Here is a 24,396-nt window from a genome sequence, read left to right as displayed (position 1 = left end):
ATCGAGACGCCCCGGATATCGCTTCGCTCATCCGGGCTACAGTCTCACGCCTGTGCGCCCGACTTCACCAGCTTGTAAAACACCGAATCCATCAACGCCTGGAACGAGGCGTCGATGATATTGGGCGAGACGCCGACCGTGGTCCAGCTCTCGCCGGTCTCGTCTTCGCTTTCGATCAAAACGCGCGTGACCGCCTCGGTGCCGCCATTGAGGATACGCACGCGGTAGTCGATCAGCTTCAGGCCATCGATATATTTCTGGTACTTGCCGAGATCCTTGCGCAGCGCGACGTCGAGCGCGTTGACCGGACCGTTGCCTTCGGCCGCCGAGATCAGCCGCTCGCCGTCGACATCGACCTTCACCACCGCGAGCGCCACCGTGACGCGCTGGCCGTTGGCGTTGTAGCGCTGCTCGACATTGACGTCGAACTGCTCGACCTTGAAATATTCCGGCACCTTGCCGAGCGTGCGGCGCGCCAGCAGATCGAACGATGCGTTGGCGGATTCATAGGCAAAGCCCGCGGCCTCGCGCTCCTTCAACTCCTCGACCAGCCGCGTCAGCCGCGGATCGCTCTTGTCATAGGCGATGCCGGCGCGGTCGAGCTCGGCCATCACGTTGGAGCGGCCGGCCTGATCGGACACCAGCACCTTGCGGTGATTGCCGACCAGTTCCGGCAGCACATGCTCATAGGTCTGCGGATCCTTCATGACAGCGGAAGCATGGATGCCGGTCTTGGTGACGAACGCGCTCTCGCCGACATAGGCTGCATGCCGGTTGGGCGCGCGGTTCAGCATGTCGTCGAGCGTGCGCGACACCTTCACCAGCGTTGCCAGCTTCTCCGTGGTGACGCCGATCTCGAACTTGTCGGAAAACTCCTGCTTCAGCTTCAAGGTCGGGATCAGCGAGCAGAGATTGGCGTTGCCGCAGCGCTCGCCAAGCCCGTTGAGCGTGCCCTGGATCTGCCGCGCGCCGGCCCGCACCGCGGCGAGCGAATTGGCGACCGCCTGCTCGGTGTCGTTATGGGCGTGGATGCCGAGATGGGCGCCCGGCACCTGCTTGACGACGTCGCCGACGATGGTCTCGATCTCATGCGGCATGGTGCCGCCATTGGTGTCGCACAGCACCACCCAGCGGGCGCCGGCCTGATAGGCGGCCCTGGCGCAGGCGAGCGCGTAGTCGCGGTTCTCCTTGTAGCCGTCGAAGAAATGCTCGCAGTCGACCATCACCTCGCGGCCGAGCGCCTTCGCGGCCGCGACGCTGTCGCGGATCGAGGCGAGGTTCTCCTCATTCGTGGTCTCGAGCGCGACGCGGACCTGGTAGGCCGAGGACTTTGCAACAAAGCAGATCGCGTCCGCCTTGGCCTCGAGGATGCCGGCAAGCCCCGGATCGTTCGACGCCGAGCGGCCCGGCCGCCGCGTCATGCCGAAGGCGGTGAAGCGCGCGTGCTCGAAGGCGGGTTTCCTGCTGAAGAACTCGCTGTCGGTCGGATTGGCGCCGGGATAGCCGCCCTCGATATAATCGATGCCGAGCGCGTCGAGCATGCCTGATATCACCTGCTTGTCCTGCAGCGTGAAGTCGACGCCATTGGTTTGCGCGCCGTCGCGCAGCGTGGTGTCGAACAGATAGAGGCGCTCGCGGCTCACGCGTGGCCTCCCGGGGTAGCCACACCATCGAGCTGCTTCTGCATCGTGGTGTTGGCAAGCCACTCGTCGTTGATGGTGACGGAGTTGCGCTGTTGGGCGACGTAGCCGCGCTTACGGAAGAATTCCAGCGCGGTGTCGCTGGCATCGACCTTCAGGGTCTTGGTGCCGCGGGCACTCGCGATCTTCTCCAGCGCATCGCACAGCGCGCTGCCAACACCCTGCCCGACCGCGCTCGGATGCACATAGAGCATGTCGATGAGATCGGCGCCCTTCAGCGAGGCGAAACCAACCGGCGCGCCCTGCAGGGTCGCAATCAGCGTGAGCTGCCCGGCGAGCTTCTTGCCGAAGGCTGCCTCGTCGTCGGCGGCCATCGCCCAGGCTTCCTGCTGTGCCTCGCTGTAGTCGTCGCCGGTCAGGTCCATGATCGAGGCCGCGAAGATCGCCGCCAGCAGCGGCGCGTCCTCGGGCAGATACGGGCGCAAGGCGGGCGCGGAGCGGCTCATCGCGCGACCTCCCAGGTGGTGATCGGCTTTCCTTCGGCATCCTTTCCGTCCTTGATCGCCACGCCCATCGCGGCGAGCTGATCGCGGATCCGATCGGACTCCTTGAAATCCTTGCGCGCCCGCGCCGCGGTGCGCTCGGCGATCAGTGCTTCCACCGCGGCGGCATCGACGCCGCTCGCCTGCTGCTTGCGCGCCTCCCACGCAGCCGCGCTCTCCGACAGGAAACCGAGCAGCCGGAGCGAGCCGGCAAACTCCTTGCGGCTCTGTTCGCTGCTCGACGCAGCACTGCGCAGGCCGTGCAGCACCGCCATCGCCTGCGCCGTGTTGAGGTCGTCGTAAAGCGCCTCGACCATCGCCGGCGACGGCGCGCCGGGCTCGGCGTCGGCCGCGACCGCGTACCAGTCGTCGAGTGTCTTCGCGGCCTCCTCGGTGGCCTTGGCCGTCCAGTCGAGCGGCGAACGATAATGCGTCTTCAGCATGGCAAGCCGCAGCACTTCGCCGGGCCAATCGGCCAAGAGATCACGGATCGTGAAGAAGTTGCCGAGCGACTTCGACATCTTCTCGCTTTCGATCTGCAGGAAGCCGTTATGCATCCAGACATTGGCCATGCGGTCGGAGTGGAACGCGCAGCAGGTCTGGGCGAGCTCGTTCTCATGGTGCGGGAACACCAGGTCGATGCCGCCGCCATGAATGTCGAACTTCTCGCCGAGATGCTTCCAGGCCATTGCCGAGCACTCGATGTGCCAGCCGGGACGGCCCTCGACCTTGATGCCGGCCGGTGACGGCCATGACGGCTCGCCCGGCTTCGACGGCTTCCACAGCACGAAGTCGGTGTTGTCGCGCTTGTAGGGCGCGACGTCGACGCGGGCACCGGCGATCATCTCGTCGAGCGAACGCTTCGACAGCGCGCCGTAGCGCGGCAGCATCGAATTGGCCGCGTTCATCGCCTGCGGCGAGAACAGCACGTGATCCTCGGCGACATAGGCAAAGCCACCGGCGACCAGCTTCTCGATGATCGCGCGCATCTCCGGGATATGCTCGGTCGCGCGCGGCTGCACGGTCGGCGGCAAGCAGCCGAGCGCCGTGACGTCGTCCTGGTACTGCTGGTAGGTCTGCTCGGTGACCTTGCGGATCGCCTCGTTCAGCGACACACCGGGATAATCCCGCGCGGCGCGGACGTTGATCTTGTCGTCGACGTCGGTGACATTGCGGACATAGGTCACGTGGCCGGCGCCATAGCGATGGCGCAGCAGGCGAAACAGCACGTCGAAAACAATAGCCGCACGGCCGTTGCCGATATGAGCGAAGTCATAGACCGTCGGTCCGCAGGCATACATGCGGACGTTGTCGGCATCGAGCGGCACGAACGGCCGCTTCTCCCGGGTCAGCGTATCGTAGAGGCGCAAATCCATGGAAACCGTTCCCTTGCGGCCGGGCGGTCCAATGCTCTCATGTGTTGAGAAAAGACGGCCTCAGCCAGCGAATCGCTAGCTCATAATCTCGCGGCAAATGCTGCAGATGGCGAGGTGGCCGTTCATGGTTCCACCATGTCTCACGGCCCCTTTATCGCGTCAAGGGGCTGTTTTCGGGCGGTTTGCCGCCCCGCCCCGCACCGAAATCACGCCAACGCCCTCATGGTTAATCATTATTAAGGATTTGGGCGTATCCGGACGCATGCGGATTCCCCGCCATTGTCATCGGTGCACCATGCGGCCCATTTCAGCATTGATTGCCTGCACGCTCGTCCTTGCTCCGTCCCTCCTTGTCTCCTCGGCCGCGTTGGCCGACAGCCGCGTCTTCATCGTCGCCAACCAGGCCGACGGCTACGGCATCGACCAGTGCCTCGCCCGCGGCGATCGCTGCGGAGCCTCCGCCGCCCGCGCCTATTGCCGGTCACGCGATTTTGCGCAGGCCACCAACTACCGCCGCGTCGATCCCGACGAGATCACCGGCGCGGTTCCGCACGCCGCGAATGAAAAATGCGGCGGCAACAGCTGCGGCGAATTCGTCGCCATCACCTGCCAGCGTTGAGCCAAGCCGCTGGTCGGGCGGGGTTATTGCCACACCGGCGCCCCGGAAACGACGTGACGCTGCCCCGAGAAACGGCTATTGCAGCGGCCTTGCCCGCGCGCTTTGGCGTTGATCGCCGCGCGGCGTCGTTCTAATGGCCGGATATGCCCAATAGCTCCCGTTCTCGCTTCTCCTGCTGGTTTCTGACGTGCGCCGTGCTGGCCGGCATGGCCCTGCCCGCCACGCATGCCTTGGCGCAAGTGCCGCCCGGCCCGCCCGGTCCGGCTCCGCAAGCCGCGCCGCAGCCCAATCCGCAGGCCAATCCGATGTGCGGCCGGCTCGAAGGCCAGCTGGCGGCGATCGACCGCGGCGGCGGCTCCGGCGATCCGGCCAAGGACGAGCAGATCCGCCGCTATCAGGACGCAGCAACCCGCCAGCAGGGCGAATTGGATCGCGTGACGGCGCAGGCGCGGCGTATGGGCTGCGACAGCTCCGGGTTCTTCTCGCTCTTCAATAACAATTCGGCGCAGTGCGGTCCGGTCAACACCCAGATCCAGCAGATGCGCGCCAATCTCGACCAGATCACCGCCAATCTCGAGCGGCTGCGCTCCGGCGGGCTCGGCGGCGCCGACCGCGAGAACCAGCGCCGCTCGGTCCTGACCGCGCTGGCGCAGAACAATTGCGGTCCGCAATATGCCGCGGCCGCGCGTGGCCCCGGCAACTTCCTCGAGAACCTGTTCGGCGGCGGTGGCGGCGGCAATCCCAACAATCCGCTGCCCCCGCCCGATGCGCAGTATGGCGCCCAGTCCGGCACCTTCCGCACCGTCTGCGTCCGCACCTGCGACGGCGCCTATTTCCCGATCTCGTTCGCAACGGTGCAGGCGCGCTTCGCCGCCGACGAGCAGATCTGCAAGGCGCAGTGCCCCGCCGCGGATGCCAGCCTGTTCACCTACCGAAATCCCGGCGAGGACATCAACCAGGCGGTCTCGATCAGCGGTGTGTCCTACTCGTCGCTGCCGAACGCCTTCAAGTACCGCACCGAGTTCAATCCGTCCTGCTCCTGCAAACCGGCCGGCCAGAGCTGGGCCGAGGCGCTGAAGGCGGTCGACGACAAGGCGTCCGCCGAGCAGCAGGGCGATATCATCGTCACCGAGGAGAGCGCGCGGAAGATGCAGCAGCGCGCCCAGACCAAGGCCGCCGCCGGCAAGAAAGGCGCGCCCGCAGCCGCGGCTCAACAGCAGCCCGCAGCCGCTGACGCCACGGCACCGGCGGCCGCGCCGGCGAGCGACGGCCAGATCCGCACCGTCGGCCCGACCTTCATCCCGAAGCGGTAAGAAGAGCTCAGCCCTCGAACGCTTCCGCCGACGCGCGCGAGGTGCGCGCCACCAGCGTCTCGTCGGGCGCCGGCAGCGCCTTGCCGAAATCGCGGAAGCGGTTGGTGATGGGATAGCGGCGGTCGCGGCCGAAATTCTTCCGCGTCACCTTCACCCCCGGCGCCGCCTGCCGCCGCTTGTATTCGGCGATGTTGAGCAGGCGATCGACCCGGGCCACCACGTCGCGGTCGAAGCCGGCTTCGATGATGGTCGCCAGCGGCTCCTCGCGCTCCACCAGCCGCTCGAGGATCGCGTCCAGCACGTCGTAGGGCGGCAGCGAATCCTGGTCGGTCTGGTTCTCGCGCAACTCCGCGGTCGGCGGCCGGATGATGATGTTGACCGGGATCACCTCGCCTGACGGCCCGAGCGCGCCGTCCGGCTTCCAGCCATTGCGCAGGCTCGACAGGCGGAACACCTCGGTCTTGTAGATGTCCTTGATCGGATTGAAGCCGCCGTTCATGTCGCCATACAGCGTGGCGTAGCCGACCGACATCTCCGACTTGTTGCCGGTGGTCACCACCATGGCGCCGGTCTTGTTGGAGATCGCCATCAACAGCGTGCCGCGGGCGCGCGCCTGCAAATTCTCCTCGGTGATGTCGCGCTCCAGCCCTTTGAACACCGGCGCCAGAATCGTCTCGAAGCCGTTCACGGCATCGGCGATCGGCAGGATCTCGTAGCGGATGCCGAGCGCCGCGGCGAGCTTGGCGGCATCGTCGAGTGACACCTGCGCGGTGTAGCGGAACGGCAGCATCACGCCGCGCACCTTGTCGGCGCCGAGCGCATCGACCGCGATCGCCGCGCACAGCGCCGAGTCGATGCCGCCGGAGACGCCGAGCAGCACGCCGGGAAAACCGTTCTTGCGGACATAGTCGCGCAGGCCGAGCACGCAGGCCGCGTAGTCGGCCTTGTCGCCCTCGAGCTGCGCCGTGATCGGCCCGTTGCAGCGCCAGCCGTCGGCGGTCTTGCGCCAGGTCAGAGTAGTGATGTTCTCCTCGAACGCCGGAAGCTGCGCCGCGACGGAGAGATCGGCATTCAGCGCGAACGAGGCGCCGTCGAAGATCAGCTCGTCCTGGCCGCCGACCTCGTTGAGATAGACCAGCGGCAGTCCGCTCTCGGTGACGCGTGCGACCACGATCGACAGCCTGAGATCGGCCTTGTCGCGGGCATAGGGCGAGCCGTTCGGCACCACCAGGATCTCGGCGCCGGTCTCGGCGAGACATTCGACGACGTTCTCGTACTCTTCGGACTCCTCGAGCCAGATGTCCTCGCAGATCGGCACGCCGATGCGCACGCCGCGCACCGTCACCGGGCCCGGCGCCGGGCCGCGCGCGAACAGCCGCTTCTCGTCGAACACACCGTAATTCGGCAGATTGGCCTTGAAGCGCAGCGCGGCGATGCGGCCGCCGTCGAGCAGCGCGCAGGCATTGTAGAGCTTGCCGTCCTCGACCCAGGGCGTGCCGATCAGCATCGCCGGGCCGCCATCCCTGGTCTCGCGCGCCAGTTCCTCGATCGCGGCGCGGCAGGCCGACTGGAACGCCGGCTTGAGCACCAGATCCTCCGGCGGATAGCCGGCGATGAACAGTTCCGACAGCACCACGAGGTCGGCGCCGTCGGCCTTGGCCGTCTCGCGCGCGGCGCGGGCCTTCGCGGCGTTGCCGGTGACGTCACCGACCGTCGGATTGAGTTGCGCCAGGGTAATCTTGATCTGTTGTTCGCTCATACGCTTAAGTTGTCCTGCACAACCGCAAACTTCAATCACCTTCCGCTCATGGTGCGATTGCAGAAATCGCACCATGAGCGGCGGGAGCTTCTTTTGAGCATGATCTGATCGGAAAACCGGTTCCCACTTTTCCGGATCCTGCTCGGGATCAGAACGCGCCCATGCGTTCGGCGAGGGCGAACAGCCAGAACAGGCCGGCCATGACGAGCGCGACGCCGACCGCGGCCGAGCCCATATCCTTGACCCGCCCGATCTGCGGATCGTGATCCATGGTCAGGCGATCGGCGAGCTTCTCGATCGCGGTGTTGAGCAGCTCGATGACGAGCACCAGCACCACGGTCGCGACCAATTCGACCCGGCGCATCACGGTGGCGCCGACCAGCCAGGCCAGCGGCAGCGACAGCGCCAACGCCACCACCTCCTCGCGAATCGCCTGCTCCGAGCGAATGGCGAATGCCAGCCCGTTGCGCGAGTTGATGGTGGCTCGCCAGAACCTCAGCAAGTCACAGTCCCCAAGTCACTGCCCCAAGTCACTGTCTCAAGTCACTGCCTCAAATCACAACCCAGCGGCGGCCGGCATCGGTTTGACCTTGCCGGCGCGCTCCTGCTTCAGGAGCTCGGCGATCAGGAAGGCCATGTCGATCGACTGTTCGGCGTTGAGGCGGGGATCGCAGACCGTGTGGTAGCGGTCGTTGAGGTCCTCATCGGTGATGGCGCGCGCGCCGCCGATGCATTCGGTGACGTCCTGTCCGGTCATCTCGAGGTGCACGCCGCCGGCATGGGTGCCTTCGGCGGCGTGGATCTGGAAGAACGACCTCACCTCCGACAGCACGCGGTCGAACGGCCGCGTCTTGTAGCCCGAGGTCGAGGTGATGGTGTTGCCGTGCATCGGATCGCACGACCACACCACCTTGCGCCCTTCCCGCTGCACGGCGCGGATCAGGCCCGGCAGATGGTCGCCGACCTTGTCGGCGCCGAACCGGTTGATCAGGGTCAGGCGCCCCGGCTCATCGTCGGGATTGAGGATATCGATCAGCTTCAACAGCTCGTCCGGCTTCAGCGACGGGCCGCATTTCAGGCCGATCGGATTCTTGATGCCGCGGAAATATTCGACATGGCCGTGATCGAGCTGACGGGTGCGGTCGCCGATCCAGATCATGTGGCCGGAGGTCGCGTACCAGTCGCCGGTGGTGGAATCGACCCGCGTCATCGCCTGCTCGTAGCCGAGCAGCAGCGCCTCGTGGCTGGTGTAGAAATCGGTGGCGCGCAGCTCGGGATGGCTCTCGAGGTCGAGGCCGCAGGCGCGCATGAAGTTCAGCGCATCCGAGATGCGGTCGGCCAGCTCCTTGTAGCGGCGTGACTGCGGCGAATCCTTCAGGAAGCCGAGCATCCACTGATGCACGCTGCCGAGATTGGCGAAGCCGCCGGTCGCAAACGCGCGCAGCAGGTTCAGCGTCGCGGCGGATTGGCGATAAGCCATCAGCTGGCGCTGCGGATCGGGAATGCGCGCTTCCGGCGTGAAGGCGATGTCGTTGACGATGTCGCCGCGATAGCTCGGCAGCTCGACGTCGCCCTGCTTCTCGGTCGGCGACGAGCGCGGTTTTGCGAACTGGCCGGCGATGCGGCCGACCTTCACCACCGGCAGCGCGCCGGCATAGGTCAGCACGACCGCCATCTGCAACAGGACGCGGAAGAAGTCGCGGATGTTGTTGGCACCGTGCTCGGCAAAGCTCTCGGCGCAGTCGCCGCCCTGCAGCAGGAAGGCCTCGCCGGCGGCGACCCGCCCCCCAGCGCCTTCTTCAGGCTGCGCGCCTCGCCCGCGAACACCAGCGGCGGAAAGGTCGCCAGCTGGGCCTCGACATCGGCCAATGCCTTGGCATCGGGATAATCGGGCACCTGCAGCACCTTCTTGGCGCGCCAGCTATCGGGTGTCCACCGCTCGGACATAAGGTCAACTCCTGAGCAAAAACCGCAACTTAATCACGGCATGACGAAAGCCCGGCTTATACACAGGGCCCCGCTTTCCCGCTAGAAGGATTCCTGCAATCTGGTCAAGCCCTTGCAGGGAAATCCGAATTCGCATTTGGTAGAGCATAGCATGAATGCCGGGGAAATCGCCGTGGCCTCCGCCGCGCTGGACGACGTTTTTAGCGACGACATCGTCGTGCCGGCCGCAGATGGCTATCCGCTCGCCGCGACGCTGTTCCTGCCGCGCGGCACGCGGCGGCGCCACGCCGTCCTGATCAACTCGGCGACCGCCGTGCCCCGCAAGGTCTATCGCGGCTTTGCCGGCTACCTCGCCCGCCGCGGCGCGGCGGTGCTGGCCTACGACTACCGCGGCACCGGCGATAGCCGGCCTATGGCGGCGACCGGGCTCAACAAGCCGAAATCGCTGGCCGGCTTCAAGGCCACGATGGCGGACTGGGCCGCGCTCGACGCCACTGCGGCGGTGAGCTGGATGCGCGAGCGCTACCGCAACCTCCCCTTCGCTTATGTCGGCCACTCCTTCGGCGGCCAGGCACTGGGCCTCCTGGCCAACAATGCCGAGATCCCGCGCGCGCTCCTGATCGCCTCGCAGGCTGCCTATTGGAAGCTGATGGCCTCGCCCGAGCGCTACCGCGTCGTCGCTTTCATGAACGGCGTCGGCGTGCCGCTGGCGCGCACGCTCGGCTATCTGCCCGCCTGGGCCGGCCTCGGCATGGACCTGCCGAGGGGCGCGTTCGAGCAATGGCGGAGCTGGGTGATGCGCGAGCGCTATCTGCTCGATGATGCCACGCTCACGGCGCGCGAAAATTTTCCGAAGTTCAAGGGCAAGCTCCGCGCGCTTGTCATGACCGACGACACCTGGGCGACGCGGCCGGCGGTCGAATTGCTGTGCTCCGCCTTCACGTCGATCACGCCCGAGGTCATCTCGATCCGTCCCGCCGACGCCGGCGCAAAAGCGATCGGCCATCTCGGCTTCTTCCGCAGCAACCACCGCGATGCGCTGTGGCGCGGCGCCGCGGAGTGGATTGAGGCGGAGGGGTAAGCGCGGCACTCTCCGGTGTCGTCCCTGCGAAAGCAGGGACCCATACGCCGCGGCCCGTGTTGTCGTCGGGACTCGTCGTTCCAGCGCGGTGCCACAACGATCACTTCGGGTAATGGGTCCTGGCCTGCGCCAGGACGACGATGAGGATGGTTCTCGCGCGATGCGATGCACCGCTGATGCGCAGCTCATCTTGAACCGAGAAGCCTCGGCGTACTGGATCGCCCGCATGCGCGGGCGATGACACCAAAGAGAATGAGAGCTCGCTGCTCATTCCACACGTCGTCCCTGCGAAAGCAGGGACCCATAACCACAGGGCTGCGTGTTGAAACAGGTCGTGGCTCCAGCGCAGCAAGCCAACTGACGGCGGCGGCTATGGGTCCCTGCTTTCGCAGGGACGACACCGCATGTATTGCGCTGCCGGTGAGTCATACTTTCGCATTCGCGCGACATGAATCGCCCGAGCCTTGCTCTTCAACTCGGATCCGCGGTCAAAATGATGGGTATCGCTTCGCTCCACCCATCCTGCCAGTCTCACACCACTTTCCTTGCCGCCGCCGTCGCCGCATCACCCGTGTTCGGCGTGCCCGTCGGTTCGATCAGCAGCAGATGCACCTCTTCCCGTGCGACCGGACGATGCTCGACGCCTTTCGGCACGATGTACATCTGCCCGGAAGTTAGCGTCACGGTGCGGTCGCGCAGCTCGATGTCGAGGATGCCTTTCAGGACGAGGAAGAAGTCGTCGGTGTCGTCGTGCTTGTGCCAGACGAACTCGCCCTGCACCTTCACCACCATGACGTCGCAGGCGTTGAATTGCGCGACGGTGCGCGGCGACCAGTGATCGGAGAATGTCGACAGTTTCTGCGAAAGGTCGATCGCGCCGTTCATGATGCCTCCGGGTCCGGGCCAGCCTGCCGGACTCGTTAGCTCAGCCTTCCGACGCGCTCAATGGACGCCCCTTAATCTCTCCGGATAAGTCGTCGGCTCTCGATGGCCGTTCTTGTCGCAGGGCGTTTCGCCGTTGGCGGCCTTGCGCGCCAGCAGTTCCTTTTCGGCCTGATACCACAACTGATCCATGTTGCCGTGTGGCTCGCCGGCGTCCTTCCACAATTCGTAAGCTCGGGTCCGAATCTCCTGCTCGGATGGTCCTGGCATGCGCGGCTCCCTCAATTTGTGACATCAAACTGTTTGAGAGTGGAACTGCCAGCATAGCGCAAGGTTCCAGGATGCGCGACACGACGCGCTGCCACGGGTGCCCATGCTGTGCACCGCACGGCCCTTCACCGCGTGTGATGGGGGTATCGGCCCTGATGCACAGATTGGGGCGCCAGAGGGTTGCGCTGCCGCGGTGCGCGTCGTCTTACGGAAGCAAGCTACCCCTTCTGAGGTATGAAACCTTTGCGGGCTCGTGCAGACTTATCTTCATCAGGATTTTGCCGTTACCGTCCTGGGGCTAGAGACAGCGCCGCTCGCATGCATTTTAAGCGGGCGGCGTTGGGCTGTCAGGCAGGCTCGTTCCCTGTTCCCGATCGATCGCTCCCAATTCCCATCTGCGCGTGCCTTGGCCGCGACGGCACCAGGGTCAAGGCCGGCCTGCGGGTAGCTCCCTACTCCGCCGCCTGGCGCACGTGGCGCGCGGTCGGCGTGCGCATTGTGACCAGTTCTTCCGACGCGGTCGGATGCAGCGCGATGGTGGCGTCGAAATCGGCCTTGGTCGCCTTCATTTTCACGGCGATCGCGACGGCCTGGGTGATTTCGGCGGCGCCATCGCCGACGATGTGGCAGCCGAGCACGCGGTCGCTCGCGCCGTCGACCACGAGCTTCATCAGCACGCGGGTGTCGCGGCCGGACATCGTCGCCTTGATCGGGCGGAAATCGGTCTTGTAGATGTCGACGTGGCTGAACTGCGCCCGCGCCTCTTCCTCCGTCAGACCAACGGTGCCGACCTCCGGCTGCGAGAACACTGCGGTCGGGATCGTGGCGTGGTCGACCTCGACCGGGCGCTTGCCGAACACCGTGTCGGCGAAGGCATGGCCCTCGCGGATCGCCACCGGGGTCAGATTGGTGCGGTGGGTGACGTCGCCGACCGCATAGATATTATCGACCGAGGTCTTCGACCAGCCGTCGACCTGGATGCCGCCATTTGCGGGATTGATGGCGACACCCGCGGTTTCCAGCCCGAGATTGGCGACATTGGGATGCCGGCCGATCGCGAACATCACCTGGTCGGAGGCGATGCTCGAGCCGCTCGACAGGTGGGTGGTGAAGTCACGGCCGTGCTTGTCGATTTTCGCCACCGTGCATCCGGTGATGATGGTGATGCCGCGCTTCTCCATCTCGGCGCGGACATGCTTGCGCACGTCCTCGTCGAAGCCGCGCAGGATGTTATCGCCGCGGTAGACCACGGTGACGTCGGAGCCGTAGCCGGCGAAGATGCCGGCGAATTCCAGCGCGATGTAGCCGCCGCCCTGGATCACGATCCGCTTCGGCAGCTCCTTGAGGTGAAACGCCTCGTTGGAGGAGATCACGTGCTCGATGCCGGGCACGATCGGCCCGTGATTGGGCGCGCCGCCGGTGGCGATCAGGATGTACTTTGCCGTGACCTTCTCGCCGGTGGCGAGTCTGATGGTGTGGGCATCCTCCAGCACCGCGCGGGTCTTCACGATCCGTGCGCCCGACTTCTCGACATTGGTCGTGTAGGCGCCCTCGAGCCGGGCGATCTCCTTGTCCTTGTTGGCGACGAGAGTGGCCCAGTCGAACGAGACCTGCCCGATGCTCCAGCCGAAGCCGGCCGCGTCCTCGATCTCGTCGTGGACGTGGCTGCCGATCACGAACAGCTTCTTCGGCACGCAGCCGCGGATCACGCAGGTGCCGCCCATCCGGTACTCTTCGGCGACCATGACCTTCGCGCCGTAGCCGGCGGCGATGCGGGCGGCACGAACACCGCCCGAACCACCACCGATGACAAACAGGTCGACGTCAAACTCGGCCATTTTTGCACCCAACCTTGGCAACCACGCCGAAAATCGGCTCTTGCAACTGGTACCCCTCATCCTGAGGAGCCCGCGAAGCGGGCGTCTCGAAGGATGGAGGCCACAGAGGGGCCTCATGGTTCGAGACGCGCTTCGCGCTCCTCACCATGAGGGTCCAATAGCGCCGCGCGCTCAGATATCCTTGCCGCGCTTCTTCATCTCGGCCTTGAACTGGGCGTTGACGATCACGCCAAACTGCTGCGCCCACTCCTGCATATATCTCAGCGAATCGTTGATTGCCTTGGGCTCGGAGGTCAAAAGCTTCTGACCGAGCGGCGTCTTGTAGAAGATCACGAGATCCTTGAGCTCCTGCTCGGTGAACTCGGCGGCATAAAGCTGCGCCATGCCCTCGCCGATTTCCTTCTCGCTGCCAGCCAGATTCTTGGCAATGACCAGCGCAACCTCGTTGAGATCCTTCTGGTAGTTCAGGTACTGCTGCAGCAGGCCGGTCTTGGTCTTCTCGATAATGCCCGGAACGGCGCCGGCATACATCACCGAGACGTTCTTCATCGTCAGGATTTCCTTGGCGTATCCGATCGCCGCGGGGGTCGACTGCTTGACGTCCTTGGGCATGGGGGGCAGCTGCGGCTGCTGCGCCATCGCCGGTGCGAGCGCCAGTCCAGCCGCCAGGGCCGCAGCCGACAAAAGTCCCGAAAAACGCTTCATTCCAAGTCTCCTTGCTTGCGGCCTCATGGCCGTTCAACAACCCGAATTCCCTGCGCGCCGGCCAGCACGGCGACGCTGCCAAGCCCGATGAACAGGCCGTGTTCGACCACGCCCGGAATCACGCTGAGCAAACCGGCAAGACGCGGCGGATCGCCGATCCGGCCGAGATGGGCATCGAGGATCCAGTGGCCGCCATCGGTGACAAAAACGTGACCGTCCTTGCCCTTCCGGATCAGCATTTCGCCTGACACGCCGGCCTCGGCGAATGCCCGCGCCATCGCGGCCTGGGTCGCGGCGAGCCCGAACGGGATCACCTCGACCGGCAGCGGAAAGCGGCCGAGCACGTCGACCCATTTGCTGTCGTCGGCGATCACGATCATGCGATCACTGGCGGCCGCGACGATCTTCTCGCGCAGCAGCGCACCGCCGCCGCCCTTGATCAGGTTGAGCGCCGGGTCGATCTCGTCGGCGCCGTCGATGGTGAGGTCGAGATGGTCGATCTCATCCAGCGTGGTCAGTGGAACTCCGCAGCGGATCGCATCCGCGCGGGTCGCTTCCGAGGTCGGCACGCCGATCACCTTCATGCCCGCACGGACCTTCTCGCCGAGCAGCTCGACGAAATGCTTGGCGGTCGATCCGGTGCCGAGCCCGAGCTTCATGCCGTCACGCACCTCTTCGAGCGCGCGCGCCGCCGCCTGGCGTTTCAGTGCGTCCATGTCCACGTGCCGATAGCCCCTCGGTTGTCGGTTACGGGCCGCCATCGGGTGGCCCGGCGGGCGCATATCTAGCGTCGTTTTGCAGGCAGGAATAGCGGCAAGCGGACCAGTCTTTAGGCCGAAACGGCGTCCATCGCGGCCAAAATCGCCGAAAAGCGCTGTTCGACCTCGACCCGCATCCCGGGGTGGGTGAAAATGTAGAACTGGTCGTCGCGGATCGCGGCCAGCACCTGCCCCGCAACCGACGCCGGATCGAGACCGGCCTCCAGGCGGCGCGCGATCTCGGCGACGACAGCGGCCATCGGGCTTGCCGGATCGAGCTGACGGGTCGGGCCGTACTGCTCCGGGCGGTTGCGCCCGCTCTCGCCGATCCGGGTCCGCACAAAGCTCGGACAGAGCACGCTGACGCCGATCCCGAGCGGCCTGAGTTGCATGGCGAGCCCTTCGGACAGGCTGACGACGGCGAACTTGGTCGCCGAATACGGGCTCAGGCCAAGCCCGGCATTCATCCCGGCCATCGATGCCGTGTTGACGATATGACCGCCCTCGCCATGCTGGCGGATGTGCGGCAGGAAGCTCCTGATGCCGTGCACGACGCCCATCAAATTGACGTCGATCACCCAGCGCCAGTCGTCGACCGAGATCGGGTCGATACCGCCGCCGGCCGCGACGCCGGCATTATTGCAGAGGACATGAACCTTGCCGAAGGCGCGGAACGATGCTTCTGCCGCGCGATCGACGCTCAAGGGATCGGCAACGTCGCAGACCACACCATGGACATCCGCGCCGCCGGCGCGCAGCGCATCGACGGCCTTGTCCAGCGGACCGGTTTCGATATCGGCAAGCACCACCCTCATGCCCTCGCGGGCGAAGGCGGTTGCCATCGCAAGTCCGATTCCGCTGGCCGCGCCGGTGACAAAAGCGGCTTTTCCGGCAAGTTCCCGCATCTCAGCCTCCCCTATTTCGTGACGTGCCCACATCTACTCTTGCATCGCAGCGCCCGGCCCGATAGCCAAAAGCATCATGTCCGCCTCCTCTCCCCCCATCGTCGTATTCGATCTCGACGGCACGCTGGTCGACACCGCGCCCGATCTGATTGCCGCGCTGAACCATGTGCTCGACCGCGAGGGTTTGCGGCCGGTGCCGCTGGCGGCCGCGCGCAACATGATCGGCGCCGGCGCGCGCAAGCTGCTCGAACGCGGGCTCGAGGTGGAAGGACGCGCGGTCAGCCTCGGTGACCTCGATCGCTTGACCAAGGATTTCGTCGACTATTATGCCGAGCATATCGCCGACGGCTCGCGGCCGTTCGACGGGCTCGAGGGCGCGCTCGACCGGCTCGAGGCAAAGGGCCATCGCTTTGCGGTGTGCACCAACAAGCTGGAATGGCTGTCGAAGCTGCTGCTCGACCGGCTCGGCCTGACCAAGCGCTTCGCCGCGATCTGCGGCGCCGATACCTTCGGCATCGCAAAACCCGATCCGACGTTCCTGCGCGAGACAGTGGCCCGCGCCGGCGGCCGGCTGCCGGGCGCCATCATGGTCGGCGACGCCGGCCCCGATGTCGGGGTCGCAAGGCGCGCCCAGGTTCCAGTGATCGGCGTCGATTTTGGCTATACCGACGTTCCGATGACCGAGCTGAAGCCGGACCGGCTGATCAGCCATATGCGCGATCTGCCGGACGCCGTCGCCAGCCTGAGCGCGGCATAGACTTTCCGCAACATACTGATATCGCTTGGCAATATTTAGCCATGCGATTCTGCCATTAACCATCCTTTAACGAACAGGCCCCCCGCTGTTGCGCCTCTGTTTCGACGCACCTATGGTCCGCTCCGGGGATTGTGGCTGATTGCCGCAGTAGAGTGTGGATCATGCGTCGTATCATCGTGATTGCGGCCGCCGGGCTGAGCTTGGCCGGCTGCTCCTCCTTCTCATTGGATTCGTTCAAGTCGGCGCCGCCGCCGATGCCTGTGCAGCTGGATTCGAACCCGCCGGGCGCCGACGCCGTGACCTCGCTCGGGCCGGGCTGCAAGACGCCCTGCACGGTGTCGATCCCGGCGCCGGAGACCAACTTCTCCGTCACCTTCAACATGCCGAAGTTCCAGCCGGCGACCGTACCGGTCACCGTGACCCGCGTTCCCGGCGACTTCACCACGCCGGCCACCACCACGCTCGATCCGAGTCCGGTGTTCGCCGAGTTGCAGCCGGCCGGCCCGCCGCCGCGCGCGGCGAAGAAGCCGGTGCGGAAGAAGAGGCCGAAGCCGGCTGCCGCTGCGGCGCCCGCCGCCGCTCCGGACTCCGCGTTCCCCGCCCCGAGCGCGGCTGCGCCGGCGCCTGCCGCGGCTCCGTCGCGCTAGCGCGGGCGGCTGCACCGGATTTGCACTGCACAAGAGCCCGGCCCAAAGCCGGGTTTTTGTATTTGGCCGAGACACATCCGCGATTGCGATCATGCATCGCGCGATATGCCTCGCCTATCGCTTTGCATGTTTCGGATCATCCATACGATCATCCCTTGGGACGCATTGTGACAACGCGCCAACATGCATAGATTGCGGATGCCGGAGCCGATCACGGCGCGGCAGACAGGAAACAGATTGCAAGGCCCGAACTGAATGAACGGATCCACGCAAGCGCATTCCGACACGCTGTTTCGTCCGATGACCGACCCGTTCGGCCGGACCATCCGCTATTTGCGCGTCTCCGTCACCGACCGCTGCGACCTGCGCTGCTTCTACTGCATGTCGGAAGACATGACCTTCCTGCCGAAGGCCGATCTCTTGACGCTGGAAGAGCTCGATCGGCTCTGCTCGGCATTCGTCACCAAGGGCGTGCGCAAGATCCGCCTCACCGGCGGCGAGCCGCTGGTCCGCCGCAACGTGATGGGCCTGGTCCGCTCGCTGTCGCGCCATCTGACCACGGGCGCACTCGACGAATTGACGCTGACCACCAACGGTTCGCAGCTCGCGCGCTTCGCCCAGGAGCTGGCCGATTGCGGCGTGCGCCGCGTCAACGTCTCGCTCGACACGCTCGACCCCGTAAAATTCCGGGCCATCACCCGCTGGGGCGACATCGACAAGGTGCTGTCGGGCATCGAGGCGGCGCGGTCAGCGGGACTCGCCGTCAAGATCAACGCGGTCGCGCTCAAGAACATGAACGAGGACGAGATTCCCGCGCTGATGGAATGGGCGCACGGCAAGGGCATGGGCCTGACCTTGATCGAGGTGATGCCGATGGGCGACATCGGCGAAGGCCGGATCGATCAGTACGTGCCGCTGTCCTTGATGCGTGCGCGGCTCGAGAAGCACTACACGCTGACCGATCTGTCCGACGACACCGGCGGCCCCGCCCGCTATGTCCGGGTCGCCGAGACCGGCGGCAAGCTCGGCTTCATCACGCCGATGACCCATAATTTCTGCGAATCCTGCAACCGGGTGCGGATCACCTGCACCGGCACGCTGCACACCTGCCTCGGCCACGAGGATGCCTCCGACCTGCGCCGGCCGCTGCGCGCCTCCGCCGACAACGACCTGCTGGCGGCAGCCATCGACCGGGCCATCGGACTGAAGCCGAAGGGGCACGATTTCATCATCGACCGCCGCCACAACCGTCCGAGCGTCAGCCGCCACATGAGCGTGACCGGCGGCTAGTTTTCAAGCTCCCTCCCGACGCGCGGCCTGTCCCCCGATTACCAAGGCGGGACAACAGTTTGCCGCGGCGTCAATTTGCCCATTTTCCGATTGACGGCGTTCCACGGCGCTGATTTGGTGAATCAGCTTTCACGCTAGTCTGGCCAGCATAGGCCGCTGCCCTCCGTCGGCTCCTGCCGACGACCCCCGGCAGCCAAGAACGGCTGAAGCGGATTTCGGGGGAGGACGAACGTTTGCAACTGCTCCTGAAAGTGAGCCGTGGCTCCGTGCGCATGCGCGCGGCGGCCAGATGATGCTTGAAGAGATATTCGGCGCGCGGATGGCGCGGCCGTGGAGATCGTGATGCGCCCATTGTTGGCATTAAGTCAGGCCATCGACCAACTCAACGAGAAGATCGGCTACATCTGCAACCTGCTGGTGCTGATCTCGTGCCTGGTCAGTGCCGGCAACGCCATGATCCGCTACGCGTTCAGCTACTCCTCGAACGGCTGGCTCGAGGCGCAGTGGTACATGTTCGCGATCCTCGTGATGTTCGGCGCCTCCTACACCTTCAAGCGCAACGAGCATGTCCGCGTCGAGATCATGTATCTGATGCTGTCCGAACGCGGCCAGCTCTGGCTCGACCTGATCGGAACGCTGTTCTTCCTGATCCCGGCCTGCCTCCTGCTCGCCTATCTGTCCTGGCCGTTCTTCTACCAGGCCTACGCGGTCGGCGAGATGAGCGGCAACGCCGGCGGCCTCTTACGCTGGCCGATCAAGTTCGTTATCCCGTCCGGCTTCGTGATGCTTGCGCTGCAAGGCGTCTCAGAGGTGATCAAGCGGATCGCCGCGCTGCAGGGCTACGTGACCATCGACGCGAAGTATGAGAGGCCGACTCAATGATCACGCTGGAGATGATGCCGCCACTGATGTTCGGCGGCCTGATCGTAGCGATGCTGATCGGTTATCCGGTGGCGTTCACGCTCGCCGCGGTCGGCCTGTCGTTCGGGTTCCTCTCGATCTATCTCGGCTTCTTCGACCTCAACTTCCTGCAGGCGATCCCGGGCCGCATCTTCGGCAGCGTGCTGTCCAACGAGCTGCTGCTGGCAATCCCGTTCTTCACCTTCATGGGCGCGATATTGGAGAGATGCGGGCTCGCCGAGGACATGCTGGACTCGATGGGCCAGCTGTTCGGCCCGATCCGCGGCGGCCTCGGCTATTCCGTGATCATCGTCGGCTTCATCCTCGGCGCCATCACCGGCACGGTGGCGGCGCAGGTGATCGCCATGGCGCTGATCTCGATGCCGGTGATGATCCGCTACGGCTACAACATCCGCTACATCACGGGCGTGCTCGCCGCCTCCGGCACCATCACGCAACTTGTCCCTCCCTCTCTCGTCCTGATCGTGCTCGCCGACCAGCTCGGCAAGTCGGTCGGCGACATGTATCTCGGCGCCTGGGGCCCGTCGGTGTTCCAGATCCTGCTGTTCGCCGGCTACACCTTCCTGCTCGGCATCTTCAAGCCGAGTCATGTGCCGGCGGTGCCGGTCGAGGCGCGCACGCTGACCGGCTGGGCGCTGTGGAAGAAGTGCCTGCTCGGCATCATCCCCTCCGCGGTGCTGATCTTCGTCGTGCTCGGCACCATGATGATGGGCCTTGCGACCCCGACGGAAGCCGGCGCCATGGGCGCAGTCGGCGCCATCGTGCTCGCCGCCATCCATCACAAGGATTTCAGCGCCACCGGCAACAAGGTGCTGATAGCAGGCGTGATCGCCGGCGGCATCGGCACCATCATCGCGATGCTCTACAGCGAGAACCTGCTCTTCAAGCTCGCCTTCGCGATCACCTACGCCGCGGTGGTCTGGATCTGCCTCGAGGCCGTCAAGATCCCGGACCTGCGCGACCTGATCAAGCAGGGCTACGAGACCACCATGCGGATCACCTGCATGGTCACCTTCATCCTGATCGGCTCGACCTGCTTCTCGGTCGTGTTCCTCGGCGTATCCGGCGGCACCTGGCTGGAGCACCATCTGACCTCGCTGCCCGGCGGCGTCTGGGGCTTCCTGATCTTCATCAACCTGTTCATCTTCTTCCTGGCGTTTTTCCTCGACTTCTTCGAGATCGCGTTCATCATCCTGCCGATGATCGCGCCGATCGCGCAGAAGGTGCTGGCGCCGGTGGTCGGCCCCGACGCCGCGCTGATCTGGTTCGGCGTGATGCTTTGCGTCAACATGCAGACCTCGTTCCTGCATCCGCCGTTCGGCTTCGCGCTGTTCTATCTGCGTGGCGTGGCGCCGAAGGAAGTGAAGAGCTCGGACATCTACTGGGGCGCAATGCCCTGGATCGGCCTGCAGGCGATCATGGTGGCGCTGGTGATTGCGTTCCCGGTCGTCGTCACCGGACTGCTCGACAAGCCGCTCGATGTCGACCTCAACAAGGTCAAGATCGAGGTGCCGCAGATCGAGCTGCCGCCGCTCGACTTCGGCCAGCCGAAGCAGTAGCCGGCATCAGCGCATTCGGCGTGCCCAGAGCATTTCGGTTCTGATTGAATCAGAACCGAGGCTCTGGATTCTCGTTTTGTCGCGTTTTCTTCACGCGAACCGGCGTCCACTTCGCTCGAAAACGCGCTTGCGGGCGCAAGGTACGCCGCTGTTGACGGCGTCGGCGGGGCCTGTGAAGACGGGGATACGGATCGTCCTCCAACTCACAGATCGCCGCCATGCCCCAATTGCATCCCGCCCGCTCGCTCATTCGCCCGCTGATGCTGTCGTTTGGTTTGGCGCTTGCCGCGCCCGCGGCGCATGCAGCTGACCTTCGCGCGCTGGCGCAACAGGAACAGCAGCCGCTGCTCGACACCCTGCGCGACCTCGTGCAGATCGAATCCGGCAGCAAGGACATCGAGGGCCTGAACCAGCTTGCCGAGCGCGTCGCCGGCCAGCTCAAGCAGCTCGGCGGCGCGGTCGATATCCTGCAGACCACCGATATCTATCGCCTCGACGACACGCCCGAGAAGATCGGCCCCGCCGTGCAGGCCGTCTTCAAGGGCACCGGCGGCGCGAAGGTCATGCTGATTGCGCACATGGATACGGTGTATCTCAAGGGCATGCTGAAGGACCAACCCTTCCGCATCGATGGCGAGAAGGCCTATGGGCTCGGCATTGCCGACGACAAGCAGGGCGTCGCCACCATTCTCCACGCCGTGGCGTTGCTGCAGACGCTGAACTTCAAAAATTACGGTACGCTCACGGTGCTGATCAATGGCGACGAGGAGATCTCTTCGCCCGGCTGGCGCAGCACCATCACCCGCCTCGCCGCGGAGCAGGATGCCGTGTTCTCGTTCGAGGGCGGCGGCACCGACGGCACGCTGCGCCTCGCCACCAGCGGCATCGGCTCGGCCTACCTCACGGTGCACGGCAAGTCTTCGCATGCGGGCGCCAGGCCCGAAGGCGGCGTGAACGCGCTCTATGAGCTGTCACACCAGGTGCTGCAGATGAAGGACCTGTCCAAGCCGGAGCAGGGCCTGAAGCTGAACTGGACGGTGTCCAAGTCCGGCACCAACCGCAACGTGATCCCCGCCGAAGCCACCGCCCAGGCCGATGCGCGCGCGCTCAAGGTGGCGGATTTCGACGAGCTCGAGAAAGCCCTGCAGGACAAGATCAAGAATCGCCTGCTGCCGGACTCCAGGGTGGACGTGAAGTTCGAGGTGCGCCGCCCGCCGCTCGAAGCGAGCGACGCCTCGCGCCGTGTGGCCGGCCACGGCAAGACGATCTATCAGGAGCTGGGCCTGTCGCTGAACGTCGCCGAGCGGGCCACCGGCGGCGGCACCGATGCCGCGTTTGCCGCGCTCAAGACCAAAGGCGCCGTGGTCGAAGGCATGGGCTTGTCGGGCTTCGGCGCGCACTCCAACGATGCCGAATACGTGCAGATCAACAGCATCGTGCCGCGCCTGTATTTGACCACGCGCATGATCATGGATCTGTCCGACGGCAAGGTGAAATAGACCGGCAGGCTCACGGCACGTTCGCGGGCCGGCTCAGGACGCTACCGGCTCTGGCTTGGCAAGGCGGAAGCTCAGCGTGAACTGGGCGCCGCCCGACGGCAGGTTCTCCACCCGCACCGTCGCATCGTGATCCTCGACGACGCCGCGCACGATCGAGAGGCCGAGCCCCGCGCCGTCGGTGCGCTGGCGATCGCGACGCCAGAAGCGCTGGAAGATCAGGCCCTGCTCGGCGGGCGCAATCCCCGGCCCGCAGTCGCGCACCTGCACCGAACCGTTGTCGTGCACCTCGACGTCGACCGCGGTCGCATCGGCGGTGTACTTGATGGCGTTCTCCGCCAGATTGAAGATCGCGCGCTGCAGCATCTCCGCGTTGCCCCTGACCTGCACCGGACTGTCGGTGCCGCGCAGCGCGATGTCCTTGTGCTGCGCCAGCGCGTAGGGCGCGATCGAGCCGACCACTTCGGCGCACACCGCGCGCAAATCCGCGGTCTCGCCGGGATCAAGCACCAGCGTGTCGAGTTCGGCGATCTCGAGCAGCTGGCTGACGATGCGGCTCATGCTCTCGATGTCGGCATGCAGCTCCCTGGTCCCCTTGGCCGCATCAAGCGTCTCGATCCGGGTTCTGAGGATCGCAAGCGGCGTGCGCAGCTGATGCGCGGCATCGGCCGTGAACTGACGCTGCACGTGAAAGCCTTCCTCAAGGCGATCGAACGCCTGGTTGACGGCCGTCACCAGCGGCAGGATCTCGCTCGGAATCCCCTCCGTCGGAAGGCGGATATCGGTCCTTGCCGGCCCGATGCTTCTCGCCTCCTCCGAGGCCCGCAACAGCGGAATCACCGCGCGGCGGAAGATCAGGATGTCGGTCGCAAGCAGGATCAGAAGGATCGGGATGGTGATCCAGCCAACCCGCCGGAAGAAATTGGAGACGATGTCGTCGATGATGACGTCGCGATGCGACAGGTCCTCGGCGACCAGGATGCGCAGCGTCTGGCCGCCGAGCAGCCTGGTGACGCTGGCACCGGAAATCCGGTTGGCCAAGGCCGGCAGTCGCGGCGGCTCGCGATGCGACGAAAACAGCAGATGATCGTCGGCATCGTAGATGTCGTAGCGGTAGCGGCCATAGGCGTCGGAATAGAGCCCCCTCAGGCTGTCCGGCAAGTTGAGCTGCACCTTGCCCGTGGCATCGACCGAGAGGTTCTGGCCGAGATCGGCGGCCTGGTCGCGCATCGCTTCGCGATGCAGCTGATTGATCTCCGAATTCAACAGCCACAGCAGCAGCAGCGGCAGGAAGATCGCCGCGACCGCGACCGCCACGATGTGCAGGAACACGATCCGCGACGTCAGCGACTTGAAGCGGAACACGCCTACTTCTCCTCCGCCATCAGATAACCGACGCCCCGAATGGTGTGGATGATGACCCTGGCGCGGTGCTCGGTGAGCAGCTTGCGCAGCCGCGACACGTAAACCTCGACCGCGTTCGAGGCGACCTCGCCGGACAGGCCGAAGATGTGGTCCTCGACATTCTTCTTCGGCACCACCCGCCCCTGCCGCCGCAGCAGGATCTCCAGCACCGACGTCTCACGCGCGGAGAACACGTGCGGAGCGCCGTCGACGAACACCTGCTTGCTCTCGGTGTCGTAGACCAGATTGGCGAGCTTCAGCGAGGAACCGAGCAGCTGGCCGGGCCGGCGCAGGATGGCTTCGAGCCGCGCCACCAGCTCTTCCAGCGCGAACGGCTTCGCCAGATAGTCGTCCGCGCCGCTGCGCAGGCCGCTGACCCGATCCTGCAGGCCGCCCCGCGCGGTCAGCACCAGGACCGGCAGCGGATCGGTCTTGCGGCGCAGCTCCGACAGCACCGACAAGCCGTCGCCGTCGGGCAGTCCGAGATCGAGGATCATGGCGGCATAGCTGACGCTGCGCAGCGCATCGCGCGCCTCGGCAACGCTGTTGACGACATCGGACTCGTATCCCGCCGCCATCAGCCCGCTGGCGAGCAGCCGCGAGAGCTCGACATTGTCCTCGACGATCAGAAGGCGCATCGCGGCAATCCAGTCCTCATTCGATCGATCTTCTTGCACCTTGTTGCGG

The 24,396-nt window shown here is 65.4% G+C and carries 23 protein-coding genes and 1 pseudogene; 9 read left to right on the top strand and 15 right to left on the bottom strand.

Annotation, left to right across the window (positions count from 1 at the left end; genetic code table 11):
- Positions 1-44: 44 nt before the first annotated feature.
- From cimA to cysS, 3 genes are read right to left on the bottom strand one after another with little or no spacing between them, the layout of a single operon-like run.
- A complete protein-coding gene (cimA, locus tag ACVWYP_RS21470; RefSeq protein WP_304499714.1) occupies positions 45-1,643 on the bottom strand; it encodes a citramalate synthase in 1,599 nt (532 codons plus the stop codon).
- The gene (locus ACVWYP_RS21465) at positions 1,640-2,146 is read right to left on the bottom strand and encodes a GNAT family N-acetyltransferase (protein ID WP_304499713.1); all 507 of its coding nucleotides are present in this window, start codon (positions 2,144-2,146) and stop codon (positions 1,640-1,642) included. The genes cimA and ACVWYP_RS21465 overlap by 4 nt, the downstream gene beginning before the upstream one ends.
- A complete protein-coding gene (cysS, locus tag ACVWYP_RS21460; RefSeq protein ID WP_304499712.1) occupies positions 2,143-3,558 on the bottom strand; it encodes a cysteine--tRNA ligase in 1,416 nt (471 codons plus the stop codon). The genes ACVWYP_RS21465 and cysS overlap by 4 nt, the downstream gene beginning before the upstream one ends.
- 295 nt (positions 3,559-3,853) lie before the next feature.
- Here cysS and ACVWYP_RS21455 point away from each other — a divergent pair, with 295 nt between their 5' ends.
- Entirely contained in the window at positions 3,854-4,177 is a 324-nt protein-coding gene (locus ACVWYP_RS21455) for a hypothetical protein (protein WP_304500268.1), read from the top strand.
- Positions 4,178-4,320: 143 nt separating this feature from the next.
- Positions 4,321-5,490: a DUF2865 domain-containing protein gene (locus ACVWYP_RS21450; protein ID WP_439711175.1), complete on the top strand. Its 1,170-nt coding sequence runs from the start codon at positions 4,321-4,323 to the stop codon at positions 5,488-5,490.
- A 7-nt stretch (positions 5,491-5,497) separates the two neighbouring features.
- Here the strand turns inward: ACVWYP_RS21450 and ACVWYP_RS21445 are convergent, their stop codons facing one another.
- The 3 genes and pseudogenes from ACVWYP_RS21445 to ACVWYP_RS21435 all read right to left on the bottom strand — a co-directional run bounded on the left by ACVWYP_RS21445 (position 5,498) and on the right by ACVWYP_RS21435 (position 9,196).
- Positions 5,498-7,249 (bottom strand): NAD+ synthase, encoded by a 1,752-nt coding sequence (locus tag ACVWYP_RS21445; protein ID WP_304499710.1) that lies wholly within the window; start codon positions 7,247-7,249, stop codon positions 5,498-5,500.
- 148 nt (positions 7,250-7,397) lie between these two features.
- Positions 7,398-7,751: a diacylglycerol kinase gene (locus tag ACVWYP_RS21440; RefSeq protein WP_028334253.1), complete on the bottom strand. Its 354-nt coding sequence runs from the start codon at positions 7,749-7,751 to the stop codon at positions 7,398-7,400.
- 54 nt (positions 7,752-7,805) lie between these two features.
- A pseudogene (locus ACVWYP_RS21435) lies at positions 7,806-9,196 on the bottom strand (class II 3-deoxy-7-phosphoheptulonate synthase).
- Between the two features lie 151 nt (positions 9,197-9,347).
- Between ACVWYP_RS21435 and ACVWYP_RS21430 the strand changes: the two are divergent.
- Complete coding sequence (locus tag ACVWYP_RS21430; protein WP_304499709.1) at positions 9,348-10,277, top strand: alpha/beta hydrolase family protein; 930 nt, start codon at positions 9,348-9,350, stop codon at positions 10,275-10,277.
- A gap of 100 nt (positions 10,278-10,377) precedes the next feature.
- On the opposite strand, the gene ACVWYP_RS21425 is transcribed toward ACVWYP_RS21430, so the two are convergent.
- The 7 genes from ACVWYP_RS21425 to ACVWYP_RS21395 all read right to left on the bottom strand — a co-directional run bounded on the left by ACVWYP_RS21425 (position 10,378) and on the right by ACVWYP_RS21395 (position 15,635).
- The gene (locus ACVWYP_RS21425) at positions 10,378-10,548 is read right to left on the bottom strand and encodes a hypothetical protein (protein ID WP_304499708.1); all 171 of its coding nucleotides are present in this window, start codon (positions 10,546-10,548) and stop codon (positions 10,378-10,380) included.
- A 260-nt stretch (positions 10,549-10,808) separates the two neighbouring features.
- The gene (locus ACVWYP_RS21420; RefSeq protein WP_304499707.1) at positions 10,809-11,162 is read right to left on the bottom strand and encodes a cupin domain-containing protein; all 354 of its coding nucleotides are present in this window, start codon (positions 11,160-11,162) and stop codon (positions 10,809-10,811) included.
- Positions 11,163-11,219: 57 nt separating this feature from the next.
- Positions 11,220-11,429 carry a DUF2934 domain-containing protein gene (locus ACVWYP_RS21415; protein ID WP_035633945.1) on the bottom strand — a complete coding sequence of 70 codons (210 nt, stop codon included), beginning with the start codon at positions 11,427-11,429 and terminating at the stop codon, positions 11,220-11,222.
- 452 nt (positions 11,430-11,881) lie between these two features.
- Entirely contained in the window at positions 11,882-13,267 is a 1,386-nt protein-coding gene (gene gor, locus ACVWYP_RS21410) for a glutathione-disulfide reductase (RefSeq protein ID WP_304499706.1), read from the bottom strand.
- A gap of 171 nt (positions 13,268-13,438) precedes the next feature.
- Positions 13,439-13,972: a DUF2059 domain-containing protein gene (locus ACVWYP_RS21405; protein WP_028344553.1), complete on the bottom strand. Its 534-nt coding sequence runs from the start codon at positions 13,970-13,972 to the stop codon at positions 13,439-13,441.
- Between the two features lie 23 nt (positions 13,973-13,995).
- On the bottom strand, positions 13,996-14,694 hold the full coding sequence (gene rpiA / locus ACVWYP_RS21400) for a ribose-5-phosphate isomerase RpiA (protein WP_304499705.1): 699 nt from the start codon (positions 14,692-14,694) through the stop codon (positions 13,996-13,998).
- 107 nt (positions 14,695-14,801) lie between these two features.
- On the bottom strand, positions 14,802-15,635 hold the full coding sequence (locus ACVWYP_RS21395; protein ID WP_304499704.1) for an SDR family NAD(P)-dependent oxidoreductase: 834 nt from the start codon (positions 15,633-15,635) through the stop codon (positions 14,802-14,804).
- 76 nt (positions 15,636-15,711) lie between these two features.
- Between ACVWYP_RS21395 and ACVWYP_RS21390 the strand changes: the two genes are divergently transcribed.
- From ACVWYP_RS21390 to ACVWYP_RS21365, 6 genes are all read left to right on the top strand, one after another.
- Complete coding sequence (locus ACVWYP_RS21390) at positions 15,712-16,392, top strand: HAD hydrolase-like protein (protein ID WP_304499703.1); 681 nt, start codon at positions 15,712-15,714, stop codon at positions 16,390-16,392.
- Positions 16,393-16,553: 161 nt separating this feature from the next.
- The gene (locus tag ACVWYP_RS21385; protein ID WP_028344549.1) at positions 16,554-17,039 is read left to right on the top strand and encodes a PEGA domain-containing protein; all 486 of its coding nucleotides are present in this window, start codon (positions 16,554-16,556) and stop codon (positions 17,037-17,039) included.
- Between the two features lie 255 nt (positions 17,040-17,294).
- Entirely contained in the window at positions 17,295-18,329 is a 1,035-nt protein-coding gene (gene moaA, locus ACVWYP_RS21380; RefSeq protein WP_304499702.1) for a GTP 3',8-cyclase MoaA, read from the top strand.
- A 342-nt stretch (positions 18,330-18,671) separates the two neighbouring features.
- Complete coding sequence (locus tag ACVWYP_RS21375) at positions 18,672-19,211, top strand: TRAP transporter small permease subunit (protein ID WP_028334243.1); 540 nt, start codon at positions 18,672-18,674, stop codon at positions 19,209-19,211.
- A complete protein-coding gene (locus ACVWYP_RS21370) occupies positions 19,208-20,809 on the top strand; it encodes a TRAP transporter large permease (RefSeq protein WP_028344547.1) in 1,602 nt (533 codons plus the stop codon). Before ACVWYP_RS21375 ends, ACVWYP_RS21370 begins: the two co-directional genes overlap by 4 nt.
- 218 nt (positions 20,810-21,027) lie before the next feature.
- A complete protein-coding gene (locus ACVWYP_RS21365) occupies positions 21,028-22,308 on the top strand; it encodes a M20/M25/M40 family metallo-hydrolase (RefSeq protein ID WP_304499701.1) in 1,281 nt (426 codons plus the stop codon).
- Between the two features lie 33 nt (positions 22,309-22,341).
- On the opposite strand, the gene ACVWYP_RS21360 is transcribed toward ACVWYP_RS21365, so the two are convergent.
- Positions 22,342-23,670, bottom strand: coding sequence for a sensor histidine kinase (locus ACVWYP_RS21360; protein ID WP_304499700.1), 1,329 nt, complete (start codon positions 23,668-23,670; stop codon positions 22,342-22,344).
- A 2-nt stretch (positions 23,671-23,672) separates the two neighbouring features.
- The gene (locus ACVWYP_RS21355) at positions 23,673-24,347 is read right to left on the bottom strand and encodes a response regulator transcription factor (protein WP_028344544.1); all 675 of its coding nucleotides are present in this window, start codon (positions 24,345-24,347) and stop codon (positions 23,673-23,675) included.
- Positions 24,348-24,396 lie beyond the last annotated feature (49 nt).

The sequence above is a fragment of the Bradyrhizobium sp. USDA 3262 genome, assembly GCF_054060035.1.
This window is presented reverse-complemented; position numbering and strand designations above follow the sequence as displayed.